Below are 11,080 nucleotides of genomic sequence, written 5' to 3' on the forward strand. Positions count from 1 at the left end.
GGTGCAATATTACTATTTTTTTTAATTCCGAAAAAATATAAATGCATTAAATTATTTCCTGACACAACTCTATAAGCGTACCATTGGTGGATTTTGGGTGTAAAAAAACAACCAATTTATTGTCTGCGCCCTTTTTTGGCATTTCGTTTAGCACGATAAAGCCTTCACCTTTAAGTCGTTCAACCTCAGCGTGAATGTCCGTTACATCAAAAGCAATGTGATGTACACCTTCGCCTTTTTTGGCTATAAATTTTGCAATGGGACTGTCGTCACGAGTGGCTTCTAACAATTCAATTTTACTTTCACCCAATTGAAAAAAAGAAGTTTTTACACCTTCACTGGCAACTTCTTCCATTTTGTAGTGTTCTTTGTTGAACAACTTGGCAAATAACTGGTTGGACGCGTCAATATCTTTAACGGCAATTCCAATATGTTCTATTTTATTCACGTTTTTCTAGTATAATTTCGCGCTGAAAACAGGAAAAATACGATTTCAAGCAACTTTCAGAGCATTTAAACCTTAATTATTGCCTAAAGTTATTGCAATTCAAGAGCAATGTCAACGTTTTGTGGTGTTATTATTATATTTTTGCAGATTATGAGTGATATCGAAAGTAACAGACAGAAAAAAATAGCAGGTGTTTTACAAAAAGATTTGGTAGACATTTTGCAGGGTGCAGCAAGAAGTGGTGGATTAACGAACGTTATTATTTCAGTAACGAAGGTTAATGTAACGGTAGATCTTTCTGTAGCCAAAGTATATTTAAGTATTTTTCCTCACAATAAAGGAAAAGAATTATTAGAAGGAATTCAGTCAAACGCGCCTTTAATTAAGCACGATTTGGCACAACGTGTACGCCATCAATTACGTAAAGTACCAAATTTGATATTTTTTGTAGATGATTCTTTGGAGTATATTCAAAATATTGAAAAGTCATTAAAAGGCGAAGAAAACCCAATTGAAGATCCTAATTTATTAGATAAAAGAAAGAAATCCTAGTTGAAATTTCCCTTATACATAGCCAAGCGTTATTTGCTTTCTAAAAGTTCGCAAAACGCCATTAATATTATCAACATCGTTACAAGTGTCGTTGTTGTAATTGGTGCGTTGGCTTTGTTTATTGTACTTTCTGGATTTGCAGGATTAAAAACTTTTAGCTTGTCGTTTAGTAACGATTTTGATCCAGATATTAAAATTGAAGCGGCAGTAGGGAAGTCTTTTCGCGTAAGCGCAGCACAACTCCAACAATTACAAGATATTCCCGAAATTGTATCGTTTTCAAAAGTTGTGCAAGAGCGCGTAGTATTGGGTTTAAAAAACAAACATCATATTGCAAATATTAAAGGCGTTGACCCATATTTTAAAAAGGTGAATGCAGTAGATAGTATTATGTTTGTGGGAAATTGGGTAAACCCGAATGAATACGACAGCGCCGTTGTAGGTATTGGTATTTCTAGACTTTTGGGAGTAATTGCGAATGATAATAGTGGATTGCTAGAAATTATAGTACCCAAACCTGGCACAAAAAGCATTACTAGCAGTTCTAAAAATCCATACGAAAAAATAAGAGTTTTAACCCAAGGTGTATATAGTATTAACGAAGATTTGGACGATAAATACGTTTTTACGAATCTTGAAGTGGCACAAGATTTACTGGAATTTGAAGTGAATCAAGTAACTAATATGGAATTTGATTTGCTTCCTGATAGTGATGAATTTGCTGTAAAGGAAAAGATTGCTAGCATTTTTAATAATGAAGTTATTGCTAAAAGTCGAATTGAACTCAACGACGCTTTGTACAAAATGCTTAATACCGAAAATTTAGCGATTTACTTAATTTTTACCTTAGTTTTGATTCTTGCTTTGTTTAATGTTGTGGGCGCTATTGTGATGATGATTTTAGACAAACGCAGCAATATGAAAACGCTTTTTAGTATGGGAACAACTATAAAAGAAATAAAGCGTATTTTCTTTTTTCAAGGAATTATTATTACCACTTTAGGTGGAATTTTAGGAATTACACTTGGCGTGATTGCTGTGTATTTGCAATTGCAGTTCAAAATATTTTATATAACGCCAAGCTTGCCATATCCTGTGGAATTGAAGTTTATGAATTGCATTACGGTATTTTTAACCATTACCATTTTGGGCGTTTTGGCTTCGTATATAGCGAGTAAGCGCATTACTAGAAACTTTATTGCCAATGCGTAAGGTAGATTGTTAGACTCGTTCCTGCGTAGGCAGGAATCTCTTAGATCGGCTTTGCCTCTTAGACCGCTTTGCTACTAGATTTTGGATAACTTACACACGTCATTGCAAGAAAGTATGACGAAGCAATCTGTTTGTTAGAAAGTAATTAACGAAGAACAAGAATTAAATTTAAAAACTCAAAAAGCGACAAACCTTTTTAAAATTTGTCGCTTTTGTTTCTATTGTACAAAAGGTTTATAGTATCTATTTTAACCTGTTGTGCATTTTGATAAAATTCGTCAGGAGTGAATTTTACGATTGAAAATGAGTAAAATTTGTATCGAGAATAGAGTTTTCTGCACTAAACATGTTCTCGATACGATTTTTCGTGCCTCAAAATCACTCGAACTAACGCCTCATTATACTTTTTCAATTCAAAATGCACAACGGATTATTTTAATAAATTACTACACAATTTTAGTTATGTGGTGAATTAATATTGGCTGCACTAATAGCACTCTGAAGTTGTGGAGGGCAAGGGAAACATACCCAATTTCTAAGATAAAATGTACCATCTGGTCGCATGTAATAATAATCTATTCGAGTACGATTACTGCCAATACAACCATTGCAGTAACTTCCACCGTTACCTCCTGAGCTTAATTCTGTTCCAGTACCAACTATTTCGTCCAATGCGTAGTATTCAATCGTGTCAACAGCTTCATAGTTTTGCCCTGAAACTTTAAAAAAATGAACATCATTGTATCTAACAACATCGATTGCTTCAACACTCATAAAATCTTCTTCTAAGAGATAGCTGTTTTCTTCAACATAGTCTGGTGAAATTCTGTAGAGACGGTATTCTTCCATATCACCTAAAATCTCCATAATACTCTCAGGATACTCCCCGTTTTTACTTTGAATTTCAGTTGTTTCTTCAGTTACATCAGTAGCATCATCACTACAATTATAAAAGGTAAACACAACGATTAATAGTAATAAAGTTTTTGATAATTTTTTCATGGTTTTGGTTTAAATTTTCCTACTCTATTTATAAAAAGGTTTTTCGGATACCACCTTTTGATCGATCAATCATAAGACAGTAGCAGAAATTAATTTCCATGACCCAGAAAAAAATAAGTATTTTTAAAAAGAGTTTTACAATTTGATAATGCGTTTTCTTTTTAGATAGTATAAGAAGCATAAGAAACAGAAAACACCTCCAAAAAATACCCAGTAATACGTATAAGAAACGGCTGGTAATCCATCTGAATTTCCAGTAAGTGTCAGTGAAGCCCAAAAGTATGGGAATGTGCCAGAAAGCTCATGTTGGCTTAAATATGCTAGTTTGGCTTTACGCAATGCGGATGATTTTGAATTTCCTTGTTTGAGCGCTTTAAAAAAGGATACTGATATTTCATTGGTTGCTTTTTCATTGGCATTCCATTGAGAAGCAATCACACTTTTAGCACCTGCGTGAAAAAACGCCCTAGACAAACTTTCAATTCCTTCGCCTTTTTGTAATTTTCCATCACCCGTTTTGCAAGCGTCTAAAAAAACGAGCGCGTGCGAACGATTCATAATGTAGATATCTTTTAGCGAGATTAAAGTATCATGTAACGCCAACCAAGGCACTTTTGTTTTGTTGTCTATTCCCGCATGCGTGTTGATGTGAAGAATTCCCTTTTGTTGAGACGATTTTAAAAATTCTGCTCTTGTCGCTGCTTCTCTTACTCGTGTTTCCGAAGAAAATAAAGCGGCAATTTGTTTTGTAATGTTCTCACTATTTTTTAAATCTAATAAAGTTTCCGATTTAAAATGAACAGGCGCAATTCCAAGGTATGAATAGGATTCAGCAGTATATGCGTCAAAAAGATTTTGAGAAACTGACGCTGAATTAAGGTATGAAACTTCTGCAATATTGATAAAATAGTTCTCTTTTAAAACTGGTTTTTCAGTAATGATGAGCGCTTCAAACGGAAAATTATATAGCACGCCATCTGGAATAATAGCCAATTGTTTGGTTTTTATGTGTGCTATGGCTTCTTTCCATGGAAATAAGGTTGAAAATACTTTAAACCCAGTTTTTTTGTATTGATCAACTTCTTTTTTTGTCAACGATGAATTTGTGAAAATCTGCTTTAAAAAGGAAATGTCAGTAAGTAAATTTGAATAGTTTTCTAGTGGAAAGAAACGGATTTCAGTACCATTCATCCACAAACCAAACCCTTCTTTTTCGCCAAGAATATATTCAACAGCATTTGTGTGTTTTTCTTTTAAAAAGTCTTGAAACGCTTGTAATGTAACTAGTTTTGGTTTTAAATTACTTTCGTAATAATCAGGAAAAGTATTTTTTAAGGAATCTTTAAACTTAAAATATTTTTGTTCGGCTTCTTTATATGTATTTTGAAATGATGTACTATTAGGAGTTGTTTTGAGTTTGTTTTCTGCTAAAAGTACTTCATACTTAAGACTAATTTCTTTTTCTAGTAAACTGTTTGGAATTTTATATTGGTTTTTTAATTGAATTTTTCCCAACTGCTCTAAAAGGTATAATGATTTATTTTTCTCCATAAAGTAAAAAGCTTCGTCAGGTTTGTTTAGGAGATAACAAATTTTTACGCCTTCCAAATAGCTATTTACACCTTTTTCAATCCAAAAGAGTTTGGATAGTTTTGTTCCACTATCCAATCGCATTACGGAAATTAAATCGTCAATGGCATAGATGGTTTTTAATGCTTCTTGCAAGTGATTTTTATTCCCATTTTCTTCATATAGTTTTATCCAAGCTTGCGATAAATCGATTAAAATCGTTAGTAATTCTTTCTTAAACTGAAAATCCTTTATGGTTTCTAAAAAAGAGGACGTTCCTATAATAGTGCGATCAAAGTCTAATAATGCAATTGCTTTTTGATGGTATTCAATTTCGTTTTTAACTGTACTAGCGTGATAGTATCCTAAATTATTATTGGCTGCAGAACGATTTATACTATCCGTTGTTTTTAAAACTTTTTGGAAATAGTGTATTGCTTTTTCTGATTTTCCAAGTTTAGAATATATTTCTCCAATGTTTATGTGAATAGAATTCAACTCTTCTTCCAAAGTTTCACTTGTTACGGTTTCTAATGCTTTTTGAAAGTAAGTTAATGACTGTTCACGATTTTTATATCCTCTATAAATAAGTGCCATTGTATTGTATAATATTAGCTCATCTTCAGGATAAAACGATTCTTTTCTCTTTTCTAATTCTTGTTTATGATATTCAATCGTCGCAAGAAATGTAGTATCATTAGGACTCATTTCTGAGTATGTTATTAATTTTTCAAAATGTGCATCAAAAACTCTATCTTCATTTTTATGAATTGGATACGAATTGAGTACTTTATCAAAAAATTCCATCGCTGTATAGTAATCTCCTAAACTGCTATGAATTTTAGCCGATCGGATCATGGCTTTTAACTCAGGATTGGTATACGTTGTCGTATTTAAAAGTGGCGCTAAGTATTTAATTTCATTTTGTAAATCATCAAGATATCTATAACATAAGGTACTTAAATAGATGCTTTTTTGCACATCCAAAATCTCCATGTTTGCAATGGATTTTTGAATTGAAATAGCTTTGTGTACATTTTTAAGTGCTATTGTATATTCTTCTTTATCATAATATTCGACTGCAAGTTTGTAGCAAATTTTAGCGTATAACTTTGTGTTTTTTGGGGAATAGTCTTTTTTAAAAGCATCTAAATATTCAATTCTTAAATCCTGATTTTCTATCGTGAGAATTGAATCTAACCTACGATCAAAGTCTTGTTGCGCAAAACAAATTGTAAAGCTTAGGATGAATAGAATACAAGAGAATAATTTCATAAAATTGATTTAATTCTCTAAGCTATGCATTTTCTAGTTTTATTCTATAAGTTCCATGTAAAATACAGCTTTTGAATAATTGACACGAGATCCAAATTGTTGCCTTAATTGTGGTCTTACGTCTCGTAAATTGTTCGCTAAAAGTTCTGCAACTTTTGCTGAAACGAAAGGTGCTGCAAAGGATGTTCCTTTAAATTTTACGAACGTATTTGACGTTCTTAAAGGAAACATAATATTATTTCCAATTGCATAAAAATCTACAGAGTTTCTTCCATAATTTGAATACGATGTTACATCACTTAAGCTTGTATTGGCTGCAGCGACTGCTATGACATGATTTTGCGTGAAATTAGACGGATAATGAGGTTTTGTATCATTGTCTTGATCTTTATTTCCTGCAGAAGTTACAATAATGCCATCTGTAGTATCAATTAAATCTGAAAACATCATATAAATATCAGTATTTGTTGTTTCCCAACCAAAACTCATATTAATGACATCTGCATCTTTTTGTATTGCATATTGTAGTCCACAAAGGGTATTAAAAAATGTAGAGGTTCCATCAAAATCAGCTATTTTAACAGGTAAAATTTGATGATTCACATCTATACCTGCAAGTTCTTTATGTATCACATACGAAACAACTGTACCGTGTTTTTTTATATCATCATCGTATGTGTTGCTACTATTATTTACAAAATCCCATCCTGATTCTTCTCCACAGTTGCTGTTTATAGTTGAATTGTATAAAAAATTAGGCGCAAATCCTGCTTGATCTGTATCAATACCTGTATCCAATACCGCAATTGTAATTCCATCATTTGAATTGACAAGTCTATTTAAGTAATCGTCATTAAAGCTACTTTCTATATACACTTCCTCAGCTTCATCTGTTTCACCTTCTAATGTTATAGCAACTGCGTGCATTTTCATCTCATATTCTTTATTTTGTGTAGCTCTACTAACTTTTTCGCGGTCTCTTCTTTTAATCACTTTTACCGTTGGCTCTATATTAATTCCTGCTTGCATGGTCCATAACTCATACTTATTATTTCCATTCGTACAATCACAAGCTCTATAATTAACAACGCCATAATTAGTTCTCAATGTTTGTTTTTCTATTTCAGAAACACCAAGTTCATATTCAATTATAATTTCATTTAGTGGAACAATTTCAGACTCAGGACTATCGGAAAATGATGCTACTACTGCTGGTGTAACGTTGTTTTTTGATATTTCAGACGGTATTTTTTTAGTATTATTAGCATGTACATTAGTATCTTCGGGAATGGTACAGGAAAAGAAAGTGAAGAGTATCCCAATAAAAAAGAGTGATTTTTTTTTCATAATTAGTATGTTTACTTTTTGAAAGTTCACCTATTAGTAGCTGATTCAAAAAATCATGACCCACTTTTAATAAAAACTTTAATTGTAATTTTACGGACGCGTTCTTAATACAGATCAAGTTTTGAAATTCATAGAGAGGTATTTTTAAATAAAGTTCTATTTTTGATTTACTTGTGATTTATATATGGAATATAACGAAAAATATCTGGAAGCATTAATAAACAATGATTCTAGTGTAATTTTGGAAATATATACGAAGTTTTACCCTAAAATTGCCGCTTTTATAGTTGGCAACAAAGGCGGTCATGAAGATGCACAAGATGTTTTTCAAGATGCATTGGTATATCTTATTTATGTGTATGAAAAAAAAGCGATTCAAATCAATTCTTTTGAAGCCTACTTATTTACCATTTGCAAAAATATTTGGCGGCGTCGATTAAGAGATAAAAAAGAATGGACTGTAAAAGATGGAGTATATCCATTAATAGATAAAACAACGAAGACGAGTTTATTTATTTTAGAACAACAACGCGAAGAATTATATAATGAAAGTTTTGCTAAACTATCTGATAATTGTAGAGATGTATTGAGTTTATACTTTAATACAATGAATTATGAGAATTTATTAGACACGTTTTCATACAACTCCGTTGATGTTGCCAGACACCGTGTTTTTAAGTGTAGAAAGAAATTAATGCAGTTGATAAAAAGAGACAAACAATATCATAGCTTAAAAGAATGAATTCAAACGAAGAAAATACGATCCAAAGCAAGATTGATTCCTATTTGAATGATACGATGTCAAAATCTGAACGTTTACTTTTTGAAGAAGAAATGAATACAAATTCTGATTTAAAAGAAGATGTACTGTTGCAAAAAGGCATTAGTGAAACATTGTTTGATTATAATTTGTCTCACATTAAAGATGCTGCTAAAGAGGAAGAACTGGCTTCTATAAAAAAAACGTTACAAAAAGAAGTCTATCAAAATCGAATTAAAAATATTGAAAAAGTAGCTTCTTTGTATGAAAAAAAGAAACAGAAGAAAAAGCTTTTGTACGCTGGTTCTGTAGCTGCTATATTCTTAATTTTTATATCTTTTTTACTATTTCCTAAGCAGGATTCTTTAGAATCGTTATATGCCGAATATGCTAATTGGAATGAACTCACTTCTTATGCAGAACAAAGTGATACTCAAAATGCGTTTGCTAAAGGAGAATTTTTATACAAAGACAAAAAATATAGCGAAGCTATTCAGTTTTTTGAAGCCTATACAAAAAATCAAAACAATAAATTATATGCTGCTGGTTTACTGTATTTAGGAGCTTCTTACTTTGCGAATGACAATCCTAAAAAAGCAATCGAAACGTATGATATTTTAATCAATACTGATAGTTATGACAGTTCCAAAGGACATTGGTACAAATTACTCATCTACTTAAAACAAAAAGAAGCACAACAAGTAGAAATCATGTTAGAAACTATACTAAAAAATCCAAATAACTTTAAATACCAACAAGCATTAAAAATTAAAAAATCCTTATAGTTTTTTAGTAATTTTATTTATTGTTTACTGATATTCAAGTCTGTATAACAATAGTTTAAAACCATTTTTTTCTCTAGAAAATTACTTTGATTTGTACATGTTGATTCTTCTCAACTGAAATTAAAGTGACTAAAATATGAAGTGAAAATTTTATACAAATTGATAATCGCCAAACTTCTCATACACTTCATCAAGCACTTTAAAAACACCTTCAGAATCGTCTGTAGTTACCAAACGTTGTCTGTATTCTTTAAAATGCGGAATTCCCTTGAAATAGTTTGTATAATGTCGCCTGGTTTCAAATACGCCTAAACGCTCACCTTTCCAATCAATAGACATTTGCAAGTGACGACGTGCAGCATCAATACGTTCGTCCATTGTTGGTTTTGCTAAGTGTGTTCCTGTTTCAAAAAAGTGCTTTACTTCTCTAAAAAACCAAGGATATCCAATACTTGCACGGCCAATCATAGCGCCATCTAAACCAAATTTATCGCGCATTAACATGGCTTTTTCAGGAGAATTTACATCGCCATTTCCAAACACAGGAATGTGCATGCGCGGATTATTTTTTACCGCAGCAATCGGATGCCAATCGGCTTCACCTTTATACATTTGCGCTCGCGTACGTCCGTGAATTGCAATAGATGCGCAACCAACATCTTGTAAACGTTCGGCAACTTCAACAATTTTGATTGTATTCTCATCCCAACCCAAACGCGTTTTTACCGTTACAGGCAATTTGGTATGTTTTACCATGGCTTCTGTCAAGGAAACCATTAAGTCAATATCTTTTAAAATTCCTGCGCCTGCGCCTTTGCTAACGACTTTCTTTACAGGACAACCAAAATTAATGTCAATAATATCTGGATTCGATTTTTCAACAATCTCAACCGATTTTAACATTGAATCTAAGTTGGCACCAAATATTTGAATGCCTACAGGACGTTCTTTTTCGTAGATGTCAAGTTTCATGGTGCTTTTTGCAGCATCACGAATCAATCCTTCCGAGGAAATAAATTCTGTATACACAACATCAGCGCCTTGTTCCTTGCACAATGCTCGGAATGGCGGATCGCTTACATCTTCCATTGGTGCTAACAGCAACGGAAAGTCTGGTAATTCTATGTCTCCTATTTTAACCACAATACGTTATTCTATAAAGATTCGGCAAAGATACATGAAAAATTGTAACGTAGTAAGTTACTCTTGTAAACGTTCTTGCTCTGCAGAAGATTTTGTACGCTGATTGGTTTGTAATTTTGTGTTTCCGAAGTTGTAACGGAAACCTAAACGGATGGTTTGTGTATCGTAATTTGAAAAATAACGACTATTTTGATTAACGAATTGAGTTTCTTTAGTGAATTCTTGACCATTCAAAATGTCGTTTAATGTAAGTGAGATTGTAGCTTTTTTATTCCACAATGTCTTGCGAAGTGATAAACTTACAGAGTTTCTATCTGAAATTTCGGAAAGACCTTGAATATTAGAAGATATATACAATATAGAAAGATTCGCGGATAAACTTTTATCTTTTAAAAATGTAAAATTATTATCTAATGTTGTATACAAAGACCATTTACTTTGTGTTGTTGTAATATTATCTCCTAAGGTAAATGTATCGCTCACATTAAATGCAGACGATACAAAAGACACGTCCCAAGTATCTGATATTGGAAAATAGGCTACAAAATCTAACCCATAGCCTACATTTTTTTCAATATTAGAAGCTACATACTGTAATATGTCATTATTATTATCTTGTAATGTCAATTCGAAAATAGCTCCTTTATTATATGTATAATAGGCTTCTATAAAAAATATGTCGTTGATCTCTACACCAACTTTATACTTATTTGTAATAGCTGGCTGCAATTTTGGGTTTCCAACCGCAAAAGAAAAATCAGTAAAGTTAAATCGGAACGGATTCAAATCATCAAAACTTGGACGTTGAATTCTTCGGCTAAAATCTGCGTATACATTGACTTTTTTAGATACTTTATGACTTATGTATGCCGTTGGGAATAGCTTAAAGTAATTTTGCGTATTCACTTGATTGGTGCTGAGTGAATTTCCTTTGATCTCCGTTTGTTCTCCTCTAAAACCAACTTTTAAACTCCACTTTTCCCAGTT

At 32.2% G+C, this 11,080-nt stretch carries 10 protein-coding genes; 4 read left to right on the plus strand and 6 right to left on the minus strand.

All coding sequences use genetic code 11. From position 1 onward, the window contains the following. Positions 1–46 precede the first annotated feature (46 nt). A complete protein-coding gene (gene mce, locus AB8B65_RS07640) occupies positions 47–448 on the minus strand; it encodes a methylmalonyl-CoA epimerase (protein WP_405300294.1) in 402 nt (133 codons plus the stop codon). 159 nt (positions 449–607) lie between these two features. On the opposite strand from mce, the gene rbfA reads away from it, so the two are divergent. Both rbfA and AB8B65_RS07650 read left to right on the plus strand, forming a co-directional pair. Continuing rightward, positions 608–1,000 (plus strand): 30S ribosome-binding factor RbfA, encoded by a 393-nt coding sequence (gene rbfA, locus AB8B65_RS07645; RefSeq protein WP_405300303.1) that lies wholly within the window; start codon positions 608–610, stop codon positions 998–1,000. After that, the gene (locus tag AB8B65_RS07650; protein WP_405300295.1) at positions 1,001–2,212 is read left to right on the plus strand and encodes an ABC transporter permease; all 1,212 of its coding nucleotides are present in this window, start codon (positions 1,001–1,003) and stop codon (positions 2,210–2,212) included. Positions 2,213–2,668: 456 nt separating this feature from the next. Here AB8B65_RS07650 and AB8B65_RS07655 read toward each other — a convergent pair whose 3' ends face one another. From AB8B65_RS07655 to AB8B65_RS07665, 3 genes are all read right to left on the minus strand, one after another. Further along, entirely contained in the window at positions 2,669–3,214 is a 546-nt protein-coding gene (locus AB8B65_RS07655) for a hypothetical protein (protein ID WP_405300296.1), read from the minus strand. Positions 3,215–3,349: 135 nt separating this feature from the next. Beyond that, on the minus strand, positions 3,350–6,058 hold the full coding sequence (locus AB8B65_RS07660; RefSeq protein ID WP_405300297.1) for a CHAT domain-containing protein: 2,709 nt from the start codon (positions 6,056–6,058) through the stop codon (positions 3,350–3,352). Positions 6,059–6,097: 39 nt separating this feature from the next. Next, complete coding sequence (locus AB8B65_RS07665) at positions 6,098–7,405, minus strand: S8 family peptidase (RefSeq protein ID WP_405300298.1); 1,308 nt, start codon at positions 7,403–7,405, stop codon at positions 6,098–6,100. 184 nt (positions 7,406–7,589) lie between these two features. Here AB8B65_RS07665 and AB8B65_RS07670 point away from each other — a divergent pair, with 184 nt between their 5' ends. Next, positions 7,590–8,147 (plus strand): RNA polymerase sigma factor, encoded by a 558-nt coding sequence (locus tag AB8B65_RS07670; RefSeq protein WP_405300299.1) that lies wholly within the window; start codon positions 7,590–7,592, stop codon positions 8,145–8,147. Beyond that, on the plus strand, positions 8,144–8,950 hold the full coding sequence (locus tag AB8B65_RS07675; RefSeq protein WP_405300300.1) for a tetratricopeptide repeat protein: 807 nt from the start codon (positions 8,144–8,146) through the stop codon (positions 8,948–8,950). Before AB8B65_RS07670 ends, AB8B65_RS07675 begins: the two co-directional genes overlap by 4 nt. Before the next feature lie 150 nt (positions 8,951–9,100). On the opposite strand, the gene dusB is transcribed toward AB8B65_RS07675, so the two are convergent. Next, entirely contained in the window at positions 9,101–10,093 is a 993-nt protein-coding gene (gene dusB / locus AB8B65_RS07680; RefSeq protein WP_405300301.1) for a tRNA dihydrouridine synthase DusB, read from the minus strand. A gap of 57 nt (positions 10,094–10,150) precedes the next feature. Further along, positions 10,151–11,080 (minus strand): outer membrane beta-barrel family protein (locus tag AB8B65_RS07685; RefSeq protein ID WP_405300302.1); only part of this gene is annotated, 930 nt, incomplete at its 5' end.

Source organism: Kordia sp., from assembly GCF_045105435.1.
Lineage (GTDB): Bacteria > Bacteroidota > Bacteroidia > Flavobacteriales > Flavobacteriaceae > Kordia.

Excerpts from the sequence above, each read along its gene's own strand:
- AB8B65_RS07655 (WP_405300296.1), bottom strand. The coding sequence starts at position 3,214 with ATGAAAAAATTATCAAAAACTTTATTACTATTAATCGTTGTGTTTACC.
- AB8B65_RS07660 (WP_405300297.1), bottom strand. The coding sequence starts at position 6,058 with ATGAAATTATTCTCTTGTATTCTATTCATCCTAAGCTTTACAATTTGT.
- AB8B65_RS07665 (WP_405300298.1), bottom strand. The coding sequence starts at position 7,405 with ATGAAAAAAAAATCACTCTTTTTTATTGGGATACTCTTCACTTTCTTT.
- AB8B65_RS07670 (WP_405300299.1), top strand. The coding sequence starts at position 7,590 with ATGGAATATAACGAAAAATATCTGGAAGCATTAATAAACAATGATTCT.
- AB8B65_RS07675 (WP_405300300.1), top strand. The coding sequence starts at position 8,144 with ATGAATTCAAACGAAGAAAATACGATCCAAAGCAAGATTGATTCCTAT.